The 22,457-nt window shown below is 27.7% G+C and carries 21 protein-coding genes; 9 read left to right on the top strand and 12 right to left on the bottom strand.

Annotated elements, in window-relative coordinates:
• Position 1 precedes the first annotated feature (1 nt).
• From tsaE to polA, 5 genes are read right to left on the bottom strand one after another with little or no spacing between them, the layout of a single operon-like run.
• A complete protein-coding gene (tsaE, locus tag AMN70_RS05290) occupies positions 2-442 on the bottom strand; it encodes a tRNA (adenosine(37)-N6)-threonylcarbamoyltransferase complex ATPase subunit type 1 TsaE (protein ID WP_082255083.1) in 441 nt (146 codons plus the stop codon).
• Complete coding sequence (ahcY, locus tag AMN70_RS05295) at positions 426-1,712, bottom strand: adenosylhomocysteinase (protein ID WP_075502496.1); 1,287 nt, start codon at positions 1,710-1,712, stop codon at positions 426-428. The genes tsaE and ahcY overlap by 17 nt, the downstream gene beginning before the upstream one ends.
• A 43-nt stretch (positions 1,713-1,755) precedes the next feature.
• Positions 1,756-3,297: a sensor histidine kinase gene (locus AMN70_RS05300; protein WP_075502499.1), complete on the bottom strand. Its 1,542-nt coding sequence runs from the start codon at positions 3,295-3,297 to the stop codon at positions 1,756-1,758.
• Complete coding sequence (locus AMN70_RS05305) at positions 3,297-4,004, bottom strand: response regulator transcription factor (RefSeq protein WP_075502501.1); 708 nt, start codon at positions 4,002-4,004, stop codon at positions 3,297-3,299. Before AMN70_RS05305 ends, AMN70_RS05300 begins: the two co-directional genes overlap by 1 nt.
• 49 nt (positions 4,005-4,053) lie before the next feature.
• Complete coding sequence (gene polA, locus AMN70_RS05310) at positions 4,054-6,828, bottom strand: DNA polymerase I (RefSeq protein ID WP_075502503.1); 2,775 nt, start codon at positions 6,826-6,828, stop codon at positions 4,054-4,056.
• A gap of 113 nt (positions 6,829-6,941) precedes the next feature.
• Between polA and AMN70_RS05315 the strand changes: the two genes are divergently transcribed.
• The gene (locus AMN70_RS05315) at positions 6,942-7,493 is read left to right on the top strand and encodes a biotin transporter BioY (RefSeq protein WP_075502505.1); all 552 of its coding nucleotides are present in this window, start codon (positions 6,942-6,944) and stop codon (positions 7,491-7,493) included.
• Here the strand turns inward: AMN70_RS05315 and AMN70_RS05320 are convergent.
• Positions 7,486-8,049: an ActR/PrrA/RegA family redox response regulator transcription factor gene (locus AMN70_RS05320; RefSeq protein WP_075502507.1), complete on the bottom strand. Its 564-nt coding sequence runs from the start codon at positions 8,047-8,049 to the stop codon at positions 7,486-7,488. The genes AMN70_RS05315 and AMN70_RS05320 overlap by 8 nt on opposite strands.
• Before the next feature lie 150 nt (positions 8,050-8,199).
• Between AMN70_RS05320 and AMN70_RS05325 the strand changes: the two genes are divergently transcribed.
• From AMN70_RS05325 to speB, 3 genes are read left to right on the top strand one after another with little or no spacing between them, the layout of a single operon-like run.
• Complete coding sequence (locus tag AMN70_RS05325; protein WP_075502508.1) at positions 8,200-9,384, top strand: type III PLP-dependent enzyme; 1,185 nt, start codon at positions 8,200-8,202, stop codon at positions 9,382-9,384.
• Entirely contained in the window at positions 9,384-10,427 is a 1,044-nt protein-coding gene (locus AMN70_RS05330) for a 1,9-bis(guanidino)-5-aza-nonane synthase (RefSeq protein ID WP_075502510.1), read from the top strand. The genes AMN70_RS05325 and AMN70_RS05330 overlap by 1 nt, the downstream gene beginning before the upstream one ends.
• Positions 10,428-10,431: 4 nt before the next feature.
• Entirely contained in the window at positions 10,432-11,319 is an 888-nt protein-coding gene (gene speB, locus AMN70_RS05335; protein ID WP_075502587.1) for an agmatinase, read from the top strand.
• On the opposite strand, the gene AMN70_RS05340 is transcribed toward speB, so the two are convergent.
• From AMN70_RS05340 to AMN70_RS05355, 4 genes are read right to left on the bottom strand one after another with little or no spacing between them, the layout of a single operon-like run.
• Positions 11,303-11,854, bottom strand: a complete 552-nt coding sequence (locus AMN70_RS05340; RefSeq protein ID WP_075502513.1) for a queuosine precursor transporter — start codon at positions 11,852-11,854, stop codon at positions 11,303-11,305. The genes speB and AMN70_RS05340 overlap by 17 nt on opposite strands.
• Entirely contained in the window at positions 11,854-12,165 is a 312-nt protein-coding gene (gene rpmB, locus AMN70_RS05345) for a 50S ribosomal protein L28 (RefSeq protein ID WP_075502516.1), read from the bottom strand. The genes AMN70_RS05340 and rpmB overlap by 1 nt, the downstream gene beginning before the upstream one ends.
• Before the next feature lie 54 nt (positions 12,166-12,219).
• Positions 12,220-13,266: a quinone-dependent dihydroorotate dehydrogenase gene (locus tag AMN70_RS05350; RefSeq protein ID WP_075502518.1), complete on the bottom strand. Its 1,047-nt coding sequence runs from the start codon at positions 13,264-13,266 to the stop codon at positions 12,220-12,222.
• A complete protein-coding gene (locus AMN70_RS05355) occupies positions 13,266-14,828 on the bottom strand; it encodes a lysine--tRNA ligase (protein WP_075502520.1) in 1,563 nt (520 codons plus the stop codon). The genes AMN70_RS05350 and AMN70_RS05355 overlap by 1 nt, the downstream gene beginning before the upstream one ends.
• Before the next feature lie 88 nt (positions 14,829-14,916).
• On the opposite strand from AMN70_RS05355, the gene AMN70_RS05360 reads away from it, so the two are divergent.
• From AMN70_RS05360 to AMN70_RS05370, 3 genes are read left to right on the top strand one after another with little or no spacing between them, the layout of a single operon-like run.
• The gene (locus AMN70_RS05360; RefSeq protein WP_075502522.1) at positions 14,917-16,356 is read left to right on the top strand and encodes a TrkH family potassium uptake protein; all 1,440 of its coding nucleotides are present in this window, start codon (positions 14,917-14,919) and stop codon (positions 16,354-16,356) included.
• A gap of 3 nt (positions 16,357-16,359) precedes the next feature.
• Entirely contained in the window at positions 16,360-17,820 is a 1,461-nt protein-coding gene (locus AMN70_RS05365; RefSeq protein WP_075502524.1) for an AmpG family muropeptide MFS transporter, read from the top strand.
• Positions 17,821-18,573 (top strand): C40 family peptidase, encoded by a 753-nt coding sequence (locus tag AMN70_RS05370; protein ID WP_075502526.1) that lies wholly within the window; start codon positions 17,821-17,823, stop codon positions 18,571-18,573. It begins immediately after the preceding gene.
• Here AMN70_RS05370 and AMN70_RS05375 read toward each other — a convergent pair.
• Together AMN70_RS05375 and hisC are read right to left on the bottom strand one after the other, a co-directional pair.
• A complete protein-coding gene (locus AMN70_RS05375) occupies positions 18,570-19,466 on the bottom strand; it encodes a prephenate dehydrogenase (protein WP_075502528.1) in 897 nt (298 codons plus the stop codon). The genes AMN70_RS05370 and AMN70_RS05375 overlap by 4 nt on opposite strands.
• The gene (gene hisC, locus AMN70_RS05380) at positions 19,467-20,549 is read right to left on the bottom strand and encodes a histidinol-phosphate transaminase (RefSeq protein ID WP_075502531.1); all 1,083 of its coding nucleotides are present in this window, start codon (positions 20,547-20,549) and stop codon (positions 19,467-19,469) included.
• Between the two features lie 189 nt (positions 20,550-20,738).
• On the opposite strand from hisC, the gene metX reads away from it, so the two are divergent.
• Together metX and metW are read left to right on the top strand one after the other, a co-directional pair.
• Positions 20,739-21,857 (top strand): homoserine O-acetyltransferase MetX, encoded by a 1,119-nt coding sequence (gene metX / locus AMN70_RS05385; protein WP_075502533.1) that lies wholly within the window; start codon positions 20,739-20,741, stop codon positions 21,855-21,857.
• A gap of 2 nt (positions 21,858-21,859) precedes the next feature.
• The gene (gene metW / locus AMN70_RS05390) at positions 21,860-22,456 is read left to right on the top strand and encodes a methionine biosynthesis protein MetW (RefSeq protein WP_075502536.1); all 597 of its coding nucleotides are present in this window, start codon (positions 21,860-21,862) and stop codon (positions 22,454-22,456) included.
• The last annotated feature ends 1 nt before the right edge of the window (position 22,457 follow it).

Consider the following 22,457-nt stretch of genomic DNA (forward strand, 5'->3'; position numbering starts at 1 on the left):
TTTAAAACTTAATAAATCTATTTTGATACTCATTTTCATACTCAAAGTATAGTTCTGTTACTTTGTTAGGTTTTTTTTTTATAATCTGAGGCCATTCTATAAATAAGATAGCTTTATGAGACTCATCAAATAAATCTAAATTTTGAAGATCCTTTGAAGAATTAAGTCTAAATAAGTCATAATGTTTGATTAAATAATTATCTATCACATATTCGTTCATTATATTAAATGTGGGACTAGTGACCTCAGTAAATTTTTGTTTAAATTTAAACTGTAAGTGATTGATAATATATTTTACAAATGTAGTCTTACCAATACCTATATCTCCAATAAGAAAAAAAATATCTCCTAACTTTAAATTTGTACAAAAATTCTTCGAAAATTCTTCTAATTTTTTTTCTGAAGATATATCGATTTTACTACCTTTAGTAGCGATATGCATTTGGCTTGTATGGACCTTCAACTTCAACACTGATGTAATCCGCTTGTTCTTTTGATAATTTAGTTAATTTAGCACCAACTTTTTTCAAATGTAACATTGCGACTTTTTCATCTAGATGTTTTGGAAGAACGTAAACTTTATTTTCATAATTTTTGTGGTTATTCCATAATTCTATTTGGGCAATTACTTGGTTTGTAAATGAAGCACTCATCACAAAACTTGGATGACCTGTTGCACATCCTAGGTTAACTAATCTTCCCTCTGCTAATAATATAATTCTTTTTCCACTTGGTAGTTCAATTTCATGCACTTGTGGTTTAACTTCAGACCATTTATAATTTTTTAATGCTTCAACTTGAATTTCATTATCAAAATGTCCAATGTTACAAAGTATAGCTCTATCTTTCATGTTTCTCATATGATCAGCTGTAACAATATCTTTATTTCCAGTAGCTGTTACTACAATATCTGCTTTATCAATGGCCTCGTCCATCAGAACAACTTCATACCCTTCCATAGAAGCTTGTAATGCACATATAGGATCAGCTTCTGTAACCAAAACCCTTGCTCCACTTTGCCTCAATGATGCAGCACTCCCCTTACCTACATCTCCAAAACCTGCAACTATAGCTACTTTACCTGACATCATTACATCAGTTGCTCTTCTTATTCCATCAACTAAACTTTCCCTGCACCCATATAAATTATCAAATTTTGATTTAGTAACTGAATCATTTACATTGATTGCTGGTACCATTAATGATTTATTTTGTTGCATTTTATTTAATGCTTTAATTCCTGTTGTTGTTTCTTCAGAAACACCTCTTACATCTTTGAGTAAATCTTTATAATCTTTATGCATCATTGCAGTTAGATCACCACCATCATCTAGCAACATATTAGGTTTCCAATCTTTTTTACCCTCAATTGTTTGTTTAATACACCAAATATATTCATCTTCAGTTTCACCCTTCCAAGCATAAACTGGTACTCCTATTTTAGCTATTGCTGCTGCAGCATGATCTTGAGTAGAAAATATATTACAAGAGGACCATCTAACTTCTGCACCAAGGTAGACTAATGTTTCTATTAATACAGCTGTTTGAATAGTCATATGAAGGCACCCAATTATTTTTGCACCTTTTAAAGGCTTTTGATCTCCATATTCTTCTCTTAAAGCCATCAATCCAGGCATCTCACTTTCTGCAATAGAAATTTCTTTTCTTCCAAACTCTGCTTGAGAAATGTCTTTTACTTTGAAATCATCCATGGCGAGTTTTCTAGCAATAATATTTTATTTAATCAATAAGTCTTTATATCTTAGGAAATATTATTTCTAAATTGGCTCCATTTTTATCTGTTCTATTCGATGCTGATATTGATGCTTTATGGAGATCAACCAAATTTTTAACAATATTTAATCCAAGCCCAGAATGTTGTCCAAATTTGTCCGGTCTATTACTATAAAATCTTTTAAATATTTTATTAGTATCTCTTTCCTTAAAACCTGGTCCTTCATCAAGAATATTTATTAGAACTTGATTATTGGAATTTTTTACAACTTTAACCTCTATATTTTGATTATTTTTACTAAATGAAATTGCGTTATCTAATAAATTTGCAACTATTTGCTCTATTCTATTTTCTATTCCATTAATAATATAAGTTTTATCATTTTTGTAATTGCATGAAATTTTAATTCCACTTTTGACATGATAAATATTATTATAATCATCAACAACAGACTGAATAACAGGGGCTAAATCAATTTTTTTAAATTTTTCTTTACTTAAGGCAACTTCATCTTTCAAAATTTGAGAATAGTCAGTAATTAATCTTTCAATTCTTTGTACATCATGGCTCAAAATATTAATCAATTTTAATCTTTCTTCTGAATCTTTAGTATCATTAAGTATTTCTGATGCGCTTTTTAATGATGCTAAAGGATTTCTTATTTCGTGGACTAGATCTGTGGAAAAATTTTCAGCATGCGAAATTCTTTTTTGGAGCTCTAAAGTCATATCATCAAGAGATTTTGAAAGTAAACCAAGTTCATCATTTCTTATTTTAAGATTATCTATATTTATTTTTTTATGATCCTTATTTTTAATTTTATTAATATAGTTAACTAGATTTTGAATAGGTTTTAAAAAATATCTATTCAATACGAATGAAAAAATCAAAATTACAATTCCTACTGCAAAAGCAGTCCTTATAATAAAAGTTTTTCTTTCATTAATTGCTGCTCTTACATCATTTGCGTTTTCGGTAATTGCAATATAGCCAATATTTTTATCTCCTCTAAAGACATTTTTAATAGTTGTTAATTTAAAATTATTAAATTCTTGTTGAATAAAAGTGAAAGGAATTCCATAGTTTTTTGATCCTGCGTAATTAAACAGAATATCTTTAAGCGATACAAGATTATCGCTACCTATATTAATATTTTTTCCCTCTGTTATCTCTTTTGTTTTTTTTTCATTTAAAATTTCTAATTCAATAATATCTAATCTTGATGAAAATGATCTTGGATCGAGATCAAGAGTATCTGTATCCCCGATTAAATCTAGCTCATTATTAAAAAAAATTACTCTGTCTAGACTTTGAAAAATGAATCTCGTAGAAAACAAAAATCTTCTAATATCTTCCTCAAAAAATTTGATCTCTAATCTTTCAAGGTTTTCAATAGTATTATTAATTATTTTAATATGATTTGACGATTTTTTTTTAATTAAATTGGGTTGGACATTCTTTAAATATAAAAAAGTAAATAAACCAATAACTGTAAAAAAAATAAGATTTATAAATAAAAATTTTTTTAGAATAGATAGATTTTTTAAAAGATAATTAAACATTAACTAACATTCCATCTATATCCACTTCCATACCTAGTTTCTATAGCTGAAAAATCAGGATCAACTTTTTTGAATTTTTTTCTTATTCGTTTAACATGACTATCTATTGTTCTATCCTCAATGTCTGTATCCTCTCTATAAGCAATGTCCATTAGTTGTGCTCTTTCCTTAATTATCCCAGGCCTTTTAGCTAATTCTTTAACTAATAAGAATTCTGTTGTAGTTAATTTATCTGGTAATTGTTTTCCATTCCACTCGCATTCTAATTGAGAAGGATCTAATTTTAATTTACCATGCGATATAATACTTTTATTTTCCTCAATACTATTATCGACATCTTTTTTTCTTAATTGTACTCGAATTCTCTCTATTAAAACTTTAATTGAAAACCCACCTGATTTTTTGATAAAATCATCAGCACCAAGTTTAAGCCCTAATAACTCGTCTAACTCTTCATCTTTTGATGTAAGAAAAATTACTGGCATGGATGTTTTTTTTCTTAATTTTTTTAATAACTCCTCACCATCCATTTTTGGCATTTTAATATCAATAATTGCTAAATCTGGCGGAGTTCTTGATAATCCAATTAATGCACTTTCTCCATCTATGTATGTTTGAACTTTAAAACCTTCTTTTTCAAGAGCGATGCTTAGACTCGTTAAAATATTTCTATCGTCGTCTACTAAAGCAATAGTTTGTTTGTGCATGATATACATTAAAAATACTAAATTGTTCTAATTTGGGCAATGGCTTAAATTAATGAAGTGATCCCCAATTATCTCCACTATTTATATCAACAGTCAAAGGGGTTGAAAAAGAATGATAATCACTCTCAGCTACACTGGTCATTTCTTTCTCAATTATTTTAATCATCGCATTTTCATCTTTTTTTGGGATTTCAAAAATCAATTCATCATGAATTTGTAGAAGCATTTTTGAATTAGAATTTTTTTGCTCTGATAATTTTTTGTTTAATCTTATCATAGCTAATCTCATTATTTCAGATGCTGATCCTTGAATCGGTGCATTAATTGCGGCACGTTCTTGAAAATTTCTCACATTAAAATTTTTATCATTAATTCCATTGAAATGGGATCTTCTTCCAAATATATTATTTACATATCCACTTTTCCTACAAAATTTTATTGTATCATCCATATAAACTTTAATTTCTGGAAATTTTGCAAAATAGGAATTTAAAAATTCTTCTGCTTCGTAATTTGAAACATTTATTTGTTTAGCTAATCCGTATTGTGAAATTCCATAAATTATTCCAAAATTTATAGCCTTAGCCTTTCTTCTATGGTCTTGATTAACCTTTTTGATATCAATATTAAATATTTGACTAGCAGTTAATGAGTGAATGTCTTCTTTATTTTTAAAGGCTTTTTTAAGTTCTTTTACATTAGCCAGATCAGCTAAAATTCTCATCTCTATTTGATTATAATCTGCAGAAATTAATAAGTGTCCATTTTTTGCAGTAAAGGCTTTTCTTATATCTTTTCCATCTTCTGATTTAATCGGAATATTTTGTAAATTAGGGTCACTAGAGGCTAGCCTGCCTGTTGATGTTGCAGCAAGTAAAAATGATGTGTGAACTCTTTTTGTAATTGGGTTTATATGTTCAGGCAAAGAATCTGAATAAGTATTTTTCAATTTTGAGACCTGTCTCCAGTCTAAAATTAATTTTGGAAATTTATGTCCTTTAAAAGCTAAATCCTCTAAAACATTTGCACTTGTTGCAAAACTTCCTTTTTTAGTTTTTTTTAATCCCGCTATTTTAAGATCGTTATAGATTATTTCTCCTAGCTGTTTTGGAGATGCAATATTGAATTCTTTTTTTGAAATTTTGAATATCTCTTTTTCAAGTTTCAGAATTTTTTTTTCAAATTTAGATGACAGAGATTTTAAAAATTTACTATCAATTTCCACTCCCTCAATTTCCATAAATGCTAGAATTTTGATTAATGGTTTTTCAAATATTTCATAAATATTTATCATTTTTTCTGATTTTAAATTTTTAATAAATTTCTTATACAGTCTAAAAGTAACATCAGCATCTTCAGCTGCATAATCTTTTGCCCTTTCTAACTCTACATCACTAAAGTTAATTTCTTTCTTACCCGATCCTACCATTTCTTTAAAAGAAATAGTTTTATGACCTAAATGAATTTCAGATAATGTATCCATATTATGTCTGTTTTTTCCTGCATCTAAAACGTAAGACATTAACATTGTATCCTCTATTGAAGAAAGAGTGATCCCATGATTGTATAAGACAATAAAATCAAATTTTATATTTTGACCAATTTTTTTTATACTAGGGTCCTCAAATAATTTTTTTAACTTTTTAATGACTGCATCTTTGTCAATACATTTGGATGATTTATGACCAACAGGTATGTAACACGCTTTTCCAATTTTTGAACAAAGAGAAATACCTACTAAATCAGCTAAATGAGGATCTAATGAAGTTGTTTCTGTATCTACAGCAACTTCACCAACTTCCTCCGCTTCTTCTATCCATTTGTCAATTTCATCTAAACTGCTAATTAAATGATAATCTTTATTGCTAATTATTTGCTGCTTTTCTAAATTTTGAGACTCTGTCTTGCTATTTTCTAGTTCAGGTTCACCATAAACAGAAATTGCAGAACTTAACAATCGGTTAAATTCCATTTCTCTTAAAAATTTATATAACTTTTCTTTATTTATATTTTGTAATTTAAATTCGCTTAATTCTCTATTAACAGGAGAATTGTGATCTAGAGTCACTAATTTTTTGCTTATTAAAGCTTTATCTTTATTTTCTAATAAAGTTTCTCTTCTTTTATTTTGCTTAATCTCATGAGCTGATTTTATTAAATTTTCTAGAGTATCATATTTATTTATTAGCTCAGCAGCTGTTTTAACACCTATTCCAGGAACACCAGGAACATTATCACTACTGTCTCCTGCTAAAGATTGAACATCAATAACTTTAGATGCATCTACACCAAATTTTTTAACAATGTCATCATCAGTTATAAATTTATTTTTCATAGGATCAAAAATTCGAACTCCTTTTTTATAAAGTTGCATTAAGTCTTTGTCTGATGAAACAATTGTAACTTTTGCACCCTTTTCTAAAATTTGATCAACATAAGTAGCTATCAAATCATCTGCTTCATAATTAGGAAGTTCAACAGAAGGCAAATTGAATGCTAAAACAGACTTTCTTATATATTCGAATTGTGGAGCTAAATCGTCTGGTGCTTCTGACCTATTGGCTTTGTAATCACTGTAAATTTCATTTCTAAAAGTTTTTCTCGCTGAGTCGAAAATTACTGCAAAATGAGTTGGTTTTTGCAAGTTTTGATTAGATTTTGAGTCTTCTAACAATTTAAATAACATACTACAGAAACCACTTACAGCTCCTGTTGGCAGCCCATCACTTTTTCTCGTTAATGGTGGCAAAGCATAATAAGCTCTAAAGATATATCCAGAGCCATCAATTAAATAAAAGTGATCTGTTTTTTGAATTTTATTCATGAAATATAATAAATATTACAATGCTAACATAATCTGTATATAAAAAAATTAAGTTTCATTAGTTTAAACAATTATAAGTAGATTATTTTTTATATTTTGAGTATTATTTAATAATGGAATTAACAAAAAATCTAACTCAAGCTAAACTGATTAAATCTCTGGTTGTCGTGATTTTTGGATCATTAGCACTAACGATATCAGCTAAAATCAAAATTCCTTTCTATCCAGTTCCTATGACAATGCAAACATTTGTTGTATTATTTTTAGGGATAAGTTTAGGACATAAAATTGCACTAGCTACAATAGGACTATATTTAATAGAAGGTATTGTTGGACTTCCTGTATTTTCAAATTCTCCTGAAAAAGGTGTTGGATTAGTTTACTTTACCGGGCCAACTATGGGATATTTGATCGGTTTTTTGACAGCTTGTTATTTAGCTTCTAAGATAAAAGATATTGATAATTTTTTTGTAATATTGTTTAAATTAATTATAGCAACTTCAACCATTTATATTTTGGGTTTAATTTGGCTTGGAACACTAATTGGATGGGATAAGCCAATTTTTGCTTTAGGCGCAAAACCATTTTTATTAGCTGAAATATTTAAAATTATAATTTTGGCTCTTTTAAGTAAGCAAATAATTAAAATTAAAAAATTTATCTAGGTGATCTCTTAGAAAGAATCCTTTGAAGAGTTCGTCTATGCATTTTAAGCCTTCTTGCAGTCTCAGAGACATTTCTATTGCATAGTTCAAATACTCTATGAATGTGTTCCCATTTAACTCTGTCAGCAGACATAGGATTTTCTGGAGGAGCGGCTTTCTTTGCTGGATCTGCTAATAACGCTTTTTCAACATCATCAGCATCTGCGGGTTTAGCCAAATAATCAATAGCTCCTTCTTTAATTGCTGCCACTGCTGTAGGAATATTTCCATATCCAGTTAACATAATGATTCGGCTAGATGAGTTCGATGTTTGAATTTCTTTTACAACCTCAAGTCCATTTCCATCTGCCAACCTCAGATCAACAACTGCGAACCCTGGTTTTTTAAGTTTTACACTTTCAATACCCTTTTTTACACTTTCAGCTTGTAAAACTTCAAAACCTTTTTTTTCCATTGCTCTTGATAATCTTTCTCTAAATGGATTATCATCATCTACTATAAGTAAGGATTTATTGTCGAAATCACTTAAGTTTTGAAGTATTGCTTCATTTTTCATAAGACTGATATGGAGATTAATTTAAATATTTCAATAGAGAATTATTTGCTTTACATCCATAAATTATTGGCTTAATTGCAACTTTTATAAAAGGTTTTTAAATGATTTTAAAAGCTTTTTTTTTGTTAAATTTTTTTGGAGGCATTTAACATGCTAAAATTTAAATCAGTTGAAGAATTAGTTAATCAACTGAAACCTGAAAAACCTGTTTATTGTATCAGAAAAAATTCTGTTACTAGAGCTTCAAAATTTTTTCAAAACAATTTTCCTGGTGAGATTTTATACGCTGTTAAAACAAACCCACATCCTGAAATTATAAAAACACTTGTAGAAAGTGGCATTGATCAATTTGATATAGCCTCAATAGAAGAAATTAAACAAGTAAAAAAATTTACAAGTTCAGCTAAATGTTCATATATGCATACTGTCAAAAGTCCTGAAAGTATAAAAAGAGCTTATTTTCAATTTGGAATAAAAACGTTTTCATTAGACACTAAAGAAGAGCTCATCAAAATTATTAATAACACCAATAATGCAAAAGATTTAGAATTATTTGTAAGAGTAGCAGTATCAAATGAACATGCTGAAATAGATTTGTCAAAAAAATTCGGAGCCCTAAACTCAGAAGCTTTAGGTTTGCTGAGATTAGCAAAGCAACATGCTAAAAAAGTTGGATTAAGTTTTCATGTTGGTTCTCAATGTATGCATCCAATTTCATATGCAAAAGGTATTTCAGAAATAGGAAATATTATTAAGAAAACAAAAATAATCCCAGACTATATAAATGTCGGTGGTGGTTTTCCAACTATATATCCAGACTTAATTCCTCACAACTTAATGGAATATTTTGGTGAAATTAAAAAAGGTTTAGAAAATTTAAAATTAGACAGATCACCAAAAATTATTTGTGAGCCTGGGAGAGCTTTGGTGGCTGAGAGTGGTTCAACAATAGTGAGGGTCAATTTAAGAAGAAAGCAAAAGTTATATATAAATGATGGAACTTATGGAACTCTTTTTGATGCGGGTACTCCAAATATAGTTTATCCATCTAAAATGATTAAAGAAACTTCAAATAAGATCATTTCAAAAAAGATTACTGCATTTAATTTTTTTGGTCCAACCTGTGACAGCATGGATTATATGAAAGGTCCATTTTTACTTCCAAATAATATAAAGGAAAATGATTATATTGAACTTGGTCAACTAGGTGCATACGGACTGACTTTTAGAACTCAATTCAACGGTTTTTATTCAGATGAGATTTATGAAGTCGAAGACGCTCCGATTATGAGCCTGTATGATAAAGACATAAATAAATCCACATTTGTTGCTTAATGTCGAGTGACAAAAAACTAACTCATAACAGCAAAAAAGATTTTCTTAAAAATCCTGTGGAGCATATTGATATCACTTCGTTTGACTCAAGACCAATTATCTCATCAATGGAAAAAATGTCTTTTGTTTCTAGAGAAACAGCTAATGCAGCAAATATATTTAATGAAATGCTTAAGGATAAAGAATGCACTATCTTTTTAACATTAGCTGGATCTACTTCTGCTGCAGGATGTATGAATATATATAAAGATCTTGTGAAATATAATATGGTGGATGCAATAATAGCAACTGGTGCATCAATTATTGATATGGATTTTTTTGAAGCACTTGGATTTAAACATTATCAGGGTTCACAATTTCAAAATGATACTGAGTTAAGAAAAAATTATATAGATAGAATATACGATACATATATCGACGAAGATGAACTTCAAATATGTGATAAAACTATATGTGATATCGCTGATACTTTAGAAGCTAGAAGTTATACTTCCAGAGAATTTATAAGAGAAATAGGTAAATATTTAAAAAAGAACTCAAAAAAAAAAGAGTCTTTAATTGAAACTGCCTATGACAGTAATGTTCCCATATTTTGTCCAGCTTTTACAGACTCAAGTGCAGGTTTTGGATTAGTAATGCATCAAGAAAAGAACCCTAAAAAACATATGACCATTGACTCTATTAAAGAATTTAGAGAATTAACAGAAATCAAGATACAGTCTAAAGTATCAGGATTATTTATGATTGGTGGTGGAGTGCCAAAAAATTTTATTCAGGATACGGTAATTTGTGCTGAACTTTTAGGCAAAGAAGTTGATATGCATAAATATGCTATACAAATTACAGTTGCAGATTCTAGGGATGGTGCATGTAGTAGTTCAACTTTAAAAGAGGCTAGTTCATGGGGTAAGGTTGATATTACAAAAGAACAAATGGTTTTTGCTGAAGCTACAAGTGTTTTACCATTAATTGCTAGTGATGCTTTTCACAAAGGTGAGTGGAAAAACAGAGACAGAAAAAACTTTTCTAAAATTTTTGGATAAAAAATTGAAATATCTTTCAAATAAAAACGGATTTTTAGGAGTTGATAATAAATTCAATTTTAGAGAAAAAGTTGTAATAGTTCCATTTGGTCTTGAGAAAACTGTAAGTTATGGCAAGGGTACAAAGAATGGACCTAAAGAAATAATTAAAGCATCTCATCAAGTTGAGCTTTATGATGAAGAACTCAATTGTGAACCATATAAAAAAATTGGAATTAAAACTTTAAAACCATTTAAAATAGACAAAAATATTAATAAAGCATTGGATAAGATTTCAAGTATAAATAAAGATATATTAGATAAAAAACTTTTTCCAATGACTTTAGGAGGGGAACATTCAATAACACCTGGTTGCTTGAAACCATTTATAAAAAAATATCAAAAAATTTGTCTTCTTCATTTTGATGCACATGCTGATTTGAGAAATAACTATGATGGTGAAAAATATTCTCACGCATCTGCAATTCGGAGATGCCTAGATAGTCCTAATGTATCTCTAATATCTTTCGGAATTAGAAATATTTCAAAAAGTGAAATTCCATTTCTGAAAAAAAATTCTTCAAGAATAACAATTTTCTGGGCAAAAAATAAAAATAATTGGAATTTTGAAAAATTTAAAAAATTAATTAAAAACAAAACTGTTTATCTTACTTTTGACGTTGATAGTTTAGACTCTAGTATTATGCCTGCAACTGGGACCCCAGAACCAGGAGGATTATTTTGGGATGAAACTTTAAAGATTATTAGAATAGCATCAAAACACTCGAATATAGTTGGTGCGGATATAAATGAACTTGCTCCTATTAAAGGATTTAATTCTTACAATTTTTTAGTAGCAAAATTAGCTTATAAAATTTTAAGTTACAAATTTTTATCTAAGAAGCTGGTCTAAAAGTATTCAATAAAATTCTAAATGGTATAAGCATTATCAAAGCTACAATTAATTTAACTAATAAATCTCCCAATGATAAAGTCACCCAAGGAACTCCTGTTGCATAAAAAGAAATTGAAAAAAATAAGAAAGTGTCAACTACTGACCCAATTAATGATGAAGTTAAAGGAGCAATAAACCATCTTTTTTTCCTTAATTGATCGAAAATTTGTACATCTAAAAGCTGTGCTGATATGAATGCTATCCCCGATCCAAAAGCAATTCTAATTGAAATCAAGTCTTGAAAATTTGTAGAAAATATAATTGTTGATCCTACTCCTATAAAAAAACCTAGATAAACAATTTTTTTTGCAATTGATTTTCCATAAGATCTATTAGCCAAATCTGTTATCAAAAAAGCTATTGGATAACTAAAGGCTCCATAAGTTAAAATTTCACTTAATCCATAATAATTCACTGGAAACTGAACAAGATAATTTGATGATAAAACAACTACTCCCATCAAAAATGAGAGGATATAAAAATTATAATTCATTAAATTGACTTAGATACAGTGGTTTTTTTGAAAGGTGATCTAATCAATATGTTTTTTTTCATTTTTTTTAGTCTTGGAGATAAATTTTTATTCTTTACTGATCTTAAGAACTCATCAAAGCTTCCTTTTTTATCAACTGATCTTACCCCAGCATTACTTACAGTCAATTTAAGGCTTCTCTTTAATAGGTCACTCGTAAATTTTACTTTTTTTAAATTAGGCAAAAATCTTCTTTTAGTCTTATTGTTAGCATGACTAACATTATGACCTTTTAAGGGAATTTTTCCAGTAAGTTCACATTTTTTTGACATTCTAGCCGACTGTATAAGGTGTGATAGGGTTCGCGTCAAGTTAATAGAATAAATTTAAGTTTTATTTCCAATGATTTCTCTAAAATTTTTAACTCCATCTTTCAATAGTAGATCATGTAAATCATCTTTAATCGAGTTAACAATATTTGGTCCTTTGAATACCATCCCAGTATAAAGTTGTATCAATTCAGCTCCAGATAAAAACTTATTGTATGCACTTAGACCTGAGTCAACACCACCTACCCCGATAATCTTTATTTTATTTTTTAATTTTTTGTAAAATTTATTAATTAATAAATTTGATTTATCTTCTATAGGTTTACCGGATAATCCACCTTTTTGATGTTTTTGAATATTCTTTAATCTTTCTCTCAACACATCGGAGGTATTTGAAATAATAACAGCTTCAATGCTATTACTCATCAATACATCTGATATTTTTTCGATTTCAACATCGTTGATATCTGGGGCAATTTTTAAGACTATTGGTATTTTTGAAGTTAAATTTTTTTTTTCTTTTTTTATCTCATTCAATAATTGATCGAGTTTAGATTGATCATGGAAATTTCTTAGATTTTCAGTATTTGGTGAAGAAATATTTATAGTAACATAATCTGCTAAATTATGAAATGCTCTCAAACCAACTAAATAATCTTCTAGCCTATTTTTTGTATCTTTGTTAGGTCCTATATTTATACCAAGTAAGCCAGTCTTGGGATTCATTTTAATTCTTTTAGATATATTTTCAGCTCCATGATTATTAAATCCTAATCTATTAATCAAAGCCTCATCCTCAACTAACCTAAAAACTCTGGGTTTAGGATTGCCATACTGCCGTAATGGAGTAATAGTTCCAACTTCTACAAAACCAAAACCTAATTTGAATAGTTGATTGTATATTTCTGCGTTTTTATCAAAGCCAGCGGCCATTCCGATTGGGTTATCAATGATTTTGTTAAATATTTCTGTTTCAAATAGTTTATCGTAATTTTTACTTTTGAAAATATTAGGAACAAAGTTAAATTTTAATGACTTTATTGCTAAATCGTGTGCTGTCTCTGGATCTAATTTAAAAATTAATCGTCTTAAGTTTGAAAACATTATTTTATTTTCTTTATTATAAGCTCTTTAGTTTCATTAACACCAAAAAAACTGATAAAAAATCCCATACGAGGTCCATTCTCATCTCCAAAAACAACTTGATAAATCAATTTGAACCAATCTCTTAGGTTTTCTGAATAACCATTTTCTTTACCAACTGAATATATCAGAGTTTGAATATCTTCAGGAGTCATCTGATCATTGCATTTTTCAAGAGTTTTGATTAATGACTCTAAAGCAATCTTTTCAATTTCATTTGGTTTTTTATAATCTTTTTGAGATTTAATTACATCATTGAAATATTTTATTGCATATTCCACAAGCCTATCAAATATTGGATAATTTTTTTCATCAATTTCAGGTTTATATTTTTTTACAAATTTCCATAAAAGTTCCTTAGAGTCTGCATTGCTAGTTTCTACAAGATTTAGTAACATTGAAAATGACATTATAAAATTTTCTTTTGGAATTTTTCCATTATGAACATGCCATAAAGGATTCATTAATAATTGTAACTCATCCTGTTTTTTTGCCCTTTCAATAAAATCTAAATACTCATCTACCGCTTTAGGAACTACCTCTTTGTAGAGTTTTTTTGCTCTTTTAGGATTTTGATACATAAACAAAGATAAACTTTCTGGAGATGCATACTTGAGCCATTGATCAATTGTAATCCCATTACCTTTAGACTTAGAAATTTTTTCACCTTTTTCATCTAGAAATAATTCATAAGCAAATCCAGAAGGATTTATTTTTCCAATTAATTTTATGATTTTTGATGATAAAATTGCACTTTCAATAAGATCTTTTCCATACATTTCAAAATCAACATCTAGTGCATACCATCTCATCGCCCAGTCCACCTTCCATTGAAGTTTGCAATGACCATCTAAAATACTTTGTTCTATTTTTTTTCCATTATTATCAAAAATTATTTTTGAATTAGTTTTATCAATTTCTATAACTGGTATTTCTAATACATGTCCACTCTCTGGACAGATGGGTAAGAAAGGGCTGTAAGTCTTTTGTCTTTCTTTACCTAATGTTGGTAAAATTATATTCAATATTTCATCATAATTATCCAAAATCAGTTGAAGAACAGGATTAAAGAATCCTGATTTATATAACGAGGTAGAGCTTTTAAAAGTATAATTAAAATTAAAATTATTTAAGAAATCTTTAAGCATTTCATTATTGTGTTCCCCAAAACTTTTAAATTTCCCGAATGGGTCTGGTACCTGAGTTAATGGTTTATGTAAATTTTTCTCTAATAATTTTTGTTCAGGAACATTATCTGGAATTTTTCTTAATCCATCCATGTCATCAGAAAAAGTAATTATTTCTGTTGGAAAATCTGTTAATTGTTTTAAAGCATTGACCATCATAGATGTTCTTGCAACTTCTCCAAATGTACCAATATGAGGTAAACCGCTAGGACCATAACCTGTTTGAAGTGTAATTTTACCTTTTTTTTCTATTAAAGATTTTCTTTCACGAAGCATTTTTTTTGCTTCCATAATTGGCCAAGCGTTTGTTTTATCTAGATTTTCTTTTTTTATCATGAATTCCACTTCAAAATTATTATATTAGTGAATTTACTAATTCTTATAGAGTTGAAATTTATTTACCATAAAATAATGTTCTTTCAAAATGTCTAATTATAAAACTGTTTTTTTTACACTTGGAATTTTACAAATAATTCTAGGAATATTTATGTTTATTCCAATCATTTTTCAATTTATCTACTCCGAAATTGATTCATCGTTTTTTGGTGCATCATTAGTAACAATTATTTTTGGTATCCTGTTTTTTCTGGCAAATTTAGATCATGATAAAAGACTAACACTTCAACAAGCATTTCTCCTCACAGCATTATCTTGGTTAAGTGTTGCAATTTTTGGTTCATTGCCCTTTGTTTTTTCAGATTTAAATTTTACTTTTACTAATGCATTCTTTGAAAGCATGTCTGGAATTACAACTACTGGATCTACAATCATTTCAAATTTAAATGAAATGCCAAAAAGTATATTGCTTTGGCGCGCAATACTTCAGTGGCTAGGAGGTATTGGAATAATTATTATGGCAATTACTTTAATGCCAATAATGAATGTAGGTGGAATGCAATTATTTAGAATTTCAAATAATGACTCATCTGAAAAAATATTACCAAAATCAAAAGAAATAGCGCTTCGTTTAATCTACATTTATTCAACATTAACTTTGTTATGTGGAATAACTTATAAAGTTTTTGGTATGAATTTTTTCGATAGTTTAACACACTCTATGACAACTATAGCAACAGGAGGATTTTCTAATTATAATGAATCAATAGGCTTCTTTAACAGCGTTTCAATTGAAATATCAGCAATGATTTTTATTATTTTAGGAAGTTTGCCATTCATTGCATATATCAAATTTATAAGTGGAAATAAAAAAATATTAATAAGTGACTCTCAAATTAAAACTTTTTTTAAAATCATATTTTTGAGTGTTGTCATTTTAACAGTCTATCTAATAATGATTGGTTCGGAAAAATTTAATTTCAGATCTGTAACATTTAATGTAATTTCAATATTAACCGGGACTGGTTATGTTAATGCAGACTTTGATACTTGGGGAAGTTTTACATTAATTTTATTTTTAGGATTAATGTTTATTGGTGGTTGTGCTGGATCAACAACATGTGGAATAAAGATATTTAGAATTCAAGTATTATATTTATTTATAGTTAATCAACTTAAAAAAATAATCTATCCAAAAGGTATCTTTGTTTTAAAATATGATGAAAATCCAATTGATAACAAATTTATATCTTCAATAATTTCATTTATATATATGTATTTAGTTATTTTTTTTATTCTCACTGCTTTATTATCTTTGACTGGATTAGATTTTATAACTTCTATTTCTGGCGCGGCTACATCTATTTCAAATGTTGGACCTGGTTTAGGCTCAACTATTGGACCTAATGGTGATTTTTCTGCAATACCAGATACGTCTAAATGGATATTGAGTATAGGTATGATTTTAGGAAGATTAGAATTATTTGCTATACTTGTTTTATTTCTACCATCTTTTTGGAAAAATTAATTTATGAAAAAAATTAATATTTTTTTTGAAAAAAAACCTTTGAAAATGATCTGTTTAGGATTTTCATCAGGTCTTCCTATACTTTTAGTTTTTTCAACTCTTTCCGTCTGGCTCGTAAAGGCAGGTATTAGTCGGAGTACTGTAACATTGTTTAGTTGGGCTGGTTTTGCATATGCATTTAAATATTTATGGTCCCCGCTAGTTGACAATTATAAATTGCCAATACTTAAAAACTTAGGTCATAGAAGAAGTTGGCTTTTATTATCTCAATTATTGATAATTTCTGCTTTGATTTTAACTGCTTTTTCCGATCCAAAAGAGAATTTATTTTTTACTGCTTTATTTATTGCTATTTTAGCTTTTTTTAGCGCTACTCAAGACATCCTAATTGATGCTTTTAGAATTGAGTCTGCTCCACAACACTTACAGGGCCCTTTATCATCAATGTATATAGCAGGATATAGAATCGCTATGCTTGTAGCTGGTGCAGGGAGTTTATGGCTAGCATCGTTTTTTGGTACTGAAATTTATGATCAAAATGTATGGAAAAAAGTTTACCTCATAATGTCCTTATTCATGTTGATTGGAGTATTTGCCACTTTTGTGTCGGATGAACCTAAAATAAAAAGAAATTTTAGTTCTGATAATCACATTAAATTCCTAGTCTCTATTTTTATTTCGGTAATTGGTTTTATATTTTTATACTCATTAATAGATAACCCTTTCGGAAAAAAAGAAGTTTTATCAAGTTTCATATTTTCATTTTTTAGATTAATAATATGTTTTATCTTCGCTTATCTAATCATTGTTTTATTGGTTTTAATCAAATTTGCTCCAAAAAATAAAATTTCAAAAAGTTATATGGGTCCAATTTTGAACTTTATAAAAAGATACGGAAAATTTGCTTTTTTAATACTTCTTTTAATTTCACTATATAGAATAGCTGATATCGTTATGGGAGTAATGGCCAATATATTTTATTTGGAAAAAGGTTATAAAATTTCAGAGATTGCTACTTTTTCCAAATTTTTTGGGGTTTTTGCTACAATATTTGGTGGATTTATTGGTGGTTATAGTTCTTACAAATTTGGAACTATGAAATGTTTATTCTTTGGTGCTTTAATCGCCGCATTAAGCAATTTATTATTTGCATGGTTAGCAATATCACCAATAAGTATTAATTTTTTAATTACAGTAATAACTGCTGATAATATATCTAGTGGATTTGCTGGAGCAGCGTTTGTAATATATCTATCTGGTTTAACATCAATAAAATTTACAGCAACACAATATGCATTATTTAGCTCAATAATGCTTTTTATACCAAAATTAATTGCGGGGTACGCTGGAGGATGGGTTGATTTGATGGGATATCCTTATTTTTTCTCATTAACAGCCTTTTTAGGTTTGCCAGTTTTAATTTTAATTATTTGGATTAGTAAAGTAGCGCCAATTAAAAATTAAATGAAAAATTATTTTTTAAATATTCCTGTATCTAACATCTATTCTAAACCTTCTATCAAATCAGAAATAACCTCACAAATGTTATATGGAGAAAAATTCAAAATACTATCAAAAAAGAAAAATTGGGTAAAAATTAAAACTAGTTTTGATAATTATAAAGGTTTTATTAAAGACAGGATTTTTTTTCAAAGTTTTAAAGCAAACAAAAAAGTAAATGAACTTAAATCAAAAATATACAAAAAACTAAATAATAAATTTTTTCCTACAAAAAAATTTTTATATTTTGCTTCTGGAATTTCTGTGATAAAGGAAAGTAAAAACTTTGTTCAATTCGAAAAAAATAAATGGATAAAAAAGAAACACCTAAAATCGATTTTACACACTGAAAAAAATTATAAAAAAATTTTTAAACAATTTACTAAATCTAAATATTTATGGGGTGGCAAGACATCTGAAGGTATCGATTGCTCAGCATTGATTCAAATATACTATTATTATAATAGAGTTTTTTTCCCAAGAGATTCAAAGGATCAAATTAAATACTGCAAAAAAAGAGCAATTAAAAATTTTAAAGAAGGTAATATTATTTTTTGGAAAGGTCATGTAGGCGTGTGTCTTAATCAAAATATGTTCATACATGCTTATGGACCAAGAAAAAAAGTAGTAATAATGCCTATAAAGTTTACTATTAATTTAATAAAAACCACTGCAAATTTAGATGTTAAAAAGATAAGTAATATTAAGAAATTTTAATTTCTACCAAAATCAGGCTTATTAACATCTTGTTTTAATTTTATTATTTTTGATCTGACTTTTTTAGTTTGAGTAAGTTTTTTCAAAATTGATTTGTTATCTTTTAAATTAATGTCTTTTTTAAACTCATTTAAACTTTTTATGAATAAATTAATAGCTTTTGAGACATTATTTTTGTTATTAAAAAAAATATCTCTCCACATAACTTCATTTGAGGCTGCAATTCTTGAAAAATCTCTTAATCCTCCAGCACTAAATTTTATTAAGTTATAGTTTTGTTTTTTTTCAAATTCTTGGGCAGATTTTACTAAATTATATGCAATTAAATGTGGTAAATGGCTTGTCATAGAAAAAATTTTATCGTGTTTTTCGGATGACATAACAACTGTTTTTGAGCCAATTTTTTTCCAAAATTTATCCAAAATTTTTAAATCATTTTTTTTTGTATTTTTTTCTTTTATCAAAATACACCATCTATTAACAAACATATTAGATTTACCGTGTTCAGGCCCACTTACTTCTGATCCTGCTATAGGATGACTGGACACCCATGATATCTTTTTTTTTAAAAATTTTTGAATAATTTTAGATGTCACCACTTTAGATGAACCAATATCTGTAATTAAACAATTGGGTGGGATAAATTTATTTATCTTTAAAATAATTTTTTTATATTCACTCATCGGAGTACAAAAAATAATTAAATCTGTATTAATCACTCCTTCTTTTAAAGATTTAACTATTCTTACTGATAAATTTAGTCTTTTAATCTTTAAAATATTTTTTTTTGATTTTTCAAAAATATATATATTTTTTGCAATTTTTTTTTCCTTTATTCTCCTCAACAATGACGATCCAAGCAAACCACAACCTATAATTAAAATATTTTTCATTTAATTTAATATTCCTTTAACAACATTCATAAATTTTAAATTTTCTTTTGACGATCCAATGGTTAATCTCAATTTATTCTTAATATGATAACCATTCTCGGTTGATCTTAAAATTATTCCTTTTTGTTTTAACTTTTGGTAGAAAAAACTTGCTGAATAATTACTTTTTTCAAAATCTAGCATTAAAAAATTTGCCGATACAGTATTTGAAAAAATACTATAATTTTCAAGAAATTTTTTAATCTTTTTTGCATAAAACAAATTATGATTAATTGATTTTTTAATAAATTTTTTATCCTTAAGTGACTCAACTGCAGCTAATTGAGCTATTTGATTCACATTAAAAGGAGGTTTAATCATATTAAGAGCTTTTATAATTTTTTTTGATCCATAGCCCCATCCAACCCTCAAAGCAGCTAGTCCGAAGATTTTTGAAAAAGTTCTAAGAATAAAAACATTATCATTATTTTTGAATAAATTTAAACCTGAGGCATAATCGGAGTTTTTCATATATTCCGAATATGCATCATCAATTACTAATAAAATATTTTTGTTCAGTTTTTTTCTAAGCTTAAGTACCTCTTTTTTGGTTAAGTAAGTTCCTGTTGGATTATTTGGATTTGCTATAAAAACAATTTTCGTTTTCTTGCTAATCTTTTTTAATATTTCATCAATTGAAATTTTAAAATCAATTTCCTTTGCAAATACAACCTTTGCTCCAACAATTTTCGAGTAAATTCTGTACATTAAAAAACTATACTCTGGCAAAACTACTTCGTCTTTTGGACTCAAAAACAATTGACAAATCATTTGAATAACTTCATCTGAACCTGCACCACAAATAATTTTTTCAGAATTACATTTATAAGTTTTAGAAATGGCTTTCCTTAAATTGCTTGCCTTCCCATCAGGATATTTACTTGATATTAAATTTTTATTTAACATCAATTTTTTAACTTTTGGACTAAAACCTAGGGCAGACTCATTAGCTGACAATTTAATTACATTTTTAAATTTTTTGATTCTAGATTTACCCGGCTTATAGGCCTCTATATTGAATTTTTTGAATTTTAGAGCAATCATTTTTTTAATTTATGGGTTCTTTATAGATAAAATTACAAATTTTTATAGAGAATAAGAAGCTTTTTTAAAAAATTGACATAATAAATAAGTTCTTGTAAAAAAAATATGCGCTGATTTAACTGAATTGCGAGCGCTTAAAAAAAACCGCTAAAATAGTTTTTTTTCTCACAATTCAAATAAAGCTCAATTATGAACATTGAAACAAACATTAAGACTTTAATAGTAAAAAAACCATTAAAACTAGATTGTGGGAAAACTATCAAAGATTTTCCAATCGCATATGAAACATATGGTTCACTTAATTCAAAAAAAGATAACGCAATATTAGTATTTCACGCATTAACTGGAGATCAATTTGTGACTGGGCTCAATCCCATGACAAAAAAAGATGGATGGTGGAGTTATGCGGTAGGTCCAGATAAAGCTATAGATACAAATAAGTATTTCGTTATTTGTTCAAATGTAATTGGAGGATGCATGGGTTCATATGGACCAAGTCACATAAATCCTGATACTAAAAATATATTTGGAACAAATTTTCCAGTTATAACTATAAATGATATAGTGAATGCTCAATACAGTTTACTTGATCATTTTGGAATTGATAAATTATTTTCTATAACTGGCGGCTCTATGGGAGGAATGCAAGTACTTCAATTTATTAGTAATTTTCCTGATAAATCAAAAACAGTCGTCCCTATAGCAACTACTTCAAGCCATTCTGCACAAAATATTGCTTTTAATGAATTGGGAAGACAGGCGATAACTGCTGACAGTAATTGGAATGATGGAAATTATTCATCTAAAAATATTAATCCAGGCAAAGGATTGGCAGTGGCTAGAATGGCTGCTCATATCACCTATCTGTCAAAAAAAGGGTTACAGGAAAAATTCGGAAGAAAATTACAAGAAAGAGAAGATCTTAAATTTGGTTTTGATGCAGATTTCCAAATTGAAAGCTATTTAAGATATCAAGGCTCTGTTTTTGTAGATAGATTTGATGCTAATAGTTATCTCTATATTACTAGGGCGATGGATTATTTTGATTTAGCAAAACAATTTAATGGAAATCTTTCCAATGCATTTAAAAATACTAAAGCTAAATTTTTTATAATTTCTTTTACCTCAGATTGGCTTTATCCAACACAAGAAAATAAAGATATTGTCATTGCACTAAATTCTATTGGAGCAGATGTAGGATTTGTTGAAATAGAATCAGATAAAGGTCATGACTCATTCTTATTAGATGTTCCAGATTTTCTGAGTGCACTCAAAAACTTTTTAGATAAATCTTATATAGAAAATTAAGTATGAAGAATGAATTTAAAGTAATAGCAGATCTAATTGAAAAAGATAAAAAGGTTTTAGATGTAGGATGCGCTGATGGAACTCTAATGAAATTTTTGAAAGAGCACAAAAATATCAAAATTAGAGGATTAGAAATTTCAAAAAATAAAGTTCAGGAATGTATTTCAAAAGGTTTAACTGTGATTGAAGGAAATGCTGAAAAAGATTTAAAACAATTTCCTGACAAATCTTTTGATTATGTTGTTTTAAGTCAAACTCTCCAAGCATTTTTAAATCCAGAGTTAGTTTTAAATGAACTATTGAGAGTTGGAAAAAAAGCTATTGTAACCATTCCTAATTTTGGTTATTGGAAAGTGAGGTTTCATTTATTATTTAGAGGAACAATGCCAATTACTAAAACTTTACCAGATGAATGGTATAACACACCAAATTTACATATGTGTACTATTAAAGATTTTGTCACTTTTGTTAAATCCAGAGATATAAAAATTTTCAAATCTTTGGCTTTGAATAATCTAAATACTTCATCAATTAACGAAAATAATCTAATCTTCAAAAATTTATTTGCTGATTTAGGCATATTTTTAATAGAAAAATAAT

Source organism: Candidatus Pelagibacter communis, from assembly GCF_001179925.1.
Classification (GTDB): domain Bacteria; phylum Pseudomonadota; class Alphaproteobacteria; order Pelagibacterales; family Pelagibacteraceae; genus Pelagibacter; species Pelagibacter ubique_E.

Excerpts from the sequence above, each read along its gene's own strand:
- AMN70_RS05340 (WP_075502513.1), bottom strand. The coding sequence starts at position 11,854 with ATGAATTATAATTTTTATATCCTCTCATTTTTGATGGGAGTAGTTGTT.
- AMN70_RS05365 (WP_075502524.1), top strand. The coding sequence starts at position 16,360 with ATGAAAAAAATTAATATTTTTTTTGAAAAAAAACCTTTGAAAATGATC.
- polA (WP_075502503.1), bottom strand. The coding sequence starts at position 6,828 with ATGAATAAAATTCAAAAAACAGATCACTTTTATTTAATTGATGGCTCT.
- AMN70_RS05305 (WP_075502501.1), bottom strand. The coding sequence starts at position 4,004 with ATGCACAAACAAACTATTGCTTTAGTAGACGACGATAGAAATATTTTA.
- metW (WP_075502536.1), top strand. The coding sequence starts at position 21,860 with ATGAAGAATGAATTTAAAGTAATAGCAGATCTAATTGAAAAAGATAAA.
- AMN70_RS05370 (WP_075502526.1), top strand. The coding sequence starts at position 17,821 with ATGAAAAATTATTTTTTAAATATTCCTGTATCTAACATCTATTCTAAA.
- tsaE (WP_082255083.1), bottom strand. The coding sequence starts at position 442 with ATGCATATCGCTACTAAAGGTAGTAAAATCGATATATCTTCAGAAAAA.
- AMN70_RS05320 (WP_075502507.1), bottom strand. The coding sequence starts at position 8,049 with ATGAAAAATGAAGCAATACTTCAAAACTTAAGTGATTTCGACAATAAA.
- AMN70_RS05360 (WP_075502522.1), top strand. The coding sequence starts at position 14,917 with ATGTCTAATTATAAAACTGTTTTTTTTACACTTGGAATTTTACAAATA.
- AMN70_RS05325 (WP_075502508.1), top strand. The coding sequence starts at position 8,200 with ATGCTAAAATTTAAATCAGTTGAAGAATTAGTTAATCAACTGAAACCT.
- metX (WP_075502533.1), top strand. The coding sequence starts at position 20,739 with ATGAACATTGAAACAAACATTAAGACTTTAATAGTAAAAAAACCATTA.
- hisC (WP_075502531.1), bottom strand. The coding sequence starts at position 20,549 with ATGATTGCTCTAAAATTCAAAAAATTCAATATAGAGGCCTATAAGCCG.
- AMN70_RS05350 (WP_075502518.1), bottom strand. The coding sequence starts at position 13,266 with ATGTTTTCAAACTTAAGACGATTAATTTTTAAATTAGATCCAGAGACA.
- AMN70_RS05315 (WP_075502505.1), top strand. The coding sequence starts at position 6,942 with ATGGAATTAACAAAAAATCTAACTCAAGCTAAACTGATTAAATCTCTG.
- AMN70_RS05355 (WP_075502520.1), bottom strand. The coding sequence starts at position 14,828 with ATGATAAAAAAAGAAAATCTAGATAAAACAAACGCTTGGCCAATTATG.
- AMN70_RS05300 (WP_075502499.1), bottom strand. The coding sequence starts at position 3,297 with ATGTTTAATTATCTTTTAAAAAATCTATCTATTCTAAAAAAATTTTTA.
- rpmB (WP_075502516.1), bottom strand. The coding sequence starts at position 12,165 with ATGTCAAAAAAATGTGAACTTACTGGAAAAATTCCCTTAAAAGGTCAT.
- AMN70_RS05330 (WP_075502510.1), top strand. The coding sequence starts at position 9,384 with ATGTCGAGTGACAAAAAACTAACTCATAACAGCAAAAAAGATTTTCTT.
- ahcY (WP_075502496.1), bottom strand. The coding sequence starts at position 1,712 with ATGGATGATTTCAAAGTAAAAGACATTTCTCAAGCAGAGTTTGGAAGA.
- AMN70_RS05375 (WP_075502528.1), bottom strand. The coding sequence starts at position 19,466 with ATGAAAAATATTTTAATTATAGGTTGTGGTTTGCTTGGATCGTCATTG.